We start from the raw sequence: 848 nt of genomic DNA, 5'->3' as shown, positions 1-848 counted from the left end.
CGGTCATCGTCCGAAAAGAAAACCGGCAGGCGCCGGTTTCCGCGCTGTGTTACATGGTGAGCCACATGGGGGATCACAATTCTTGCCAAACGCGCCATGCACCAATCCATGCCGAAGTTATCAATCCGGGTCAATTGGGTATACTGTCCCCGGAACTCCCCTGTCCCCGGAACTCCCTGCCCGGGTCAATTGGGTATACTGTCCCCGGAACTCCCCTGTCCCCGGAACTCCCCTGTCCCCGGAACTCCCTGTCCCCGGAACTCCTGTCCCCGGAACTCGCTGATGGACGTCGATATACATCACCAAACTGGACCAAATACTCCCGCAACTCTCGATACACTTGGATTCTAGTCAAATGAAAAGCGCAATGATTTTCAGTCTATGGCTATTGGTCGTCATGGAATCCGCATATGGCAAAGGGGCTAATGAGATGAAAGCGCCAAGACTGGAAATTCAACAATTGTTGTTCGGTGGTATTGTTAAAAATAAGAATTTGGCTTTGCGTCTAGGCGAGGCAATAATTAGTGATATTTATGGAAACGACGAATTAAAGTTACAGAGGCCATTTAGTGTGAGCGAGGACAACGGAATTTGGACTATAGTAGGATCCAAAAATGCAGGGGAAGGGCGCGAAGGGGAAGGGTGCGTGATAATAAAAATTGCTCGTGATGATGCAAGAGTTATCGACATAAAGCGACTATTTATAGTTAAGAATCGGGGTAAATAGCTTGCGAGAGAAATTCCGGGGACAGTATTGGAGTGGACCTCCAAAGTGAGACACAGCTAATTAAGTGACACGGCCATATTGCCACAGTTTGCAGGTTGGTTGGAATTCCGGGGACAGTTTT

1 protein-coding gene is annotated in these 848 nt (G+C 48.7%); it reads left to right on the top strand.

From position 1 onward, the window contains the following. The first annotated feature begins 367 nt into the window (after positions 1–367). Positions 368–727 (top strand): NTF2 fold immunity protein, encoded by a 360-nt coding sequence (locus AQZ49_RS22010; protein WP_231739369.1) that lies wholly within the window; start codon positions 368–370, stop codon positions 725–727. Positions 728–848: the final 121 nt, after the last annotated feature.

It is taken from the genome of Novosphingobium sp. FSW06-99, from assembly GCF_001519065.1.
Lineage (GTDB): Bacteria > Pseudomonadota > Alphaproteobacteria > Sphingomonadales > Sphingomonadaceae > Novosphingobium.
The sequence above is the reverse complement of the archived record's forward strand: the minus strand, read 5'-3'. Positions and strand labels throughout refer to the sequence as shown.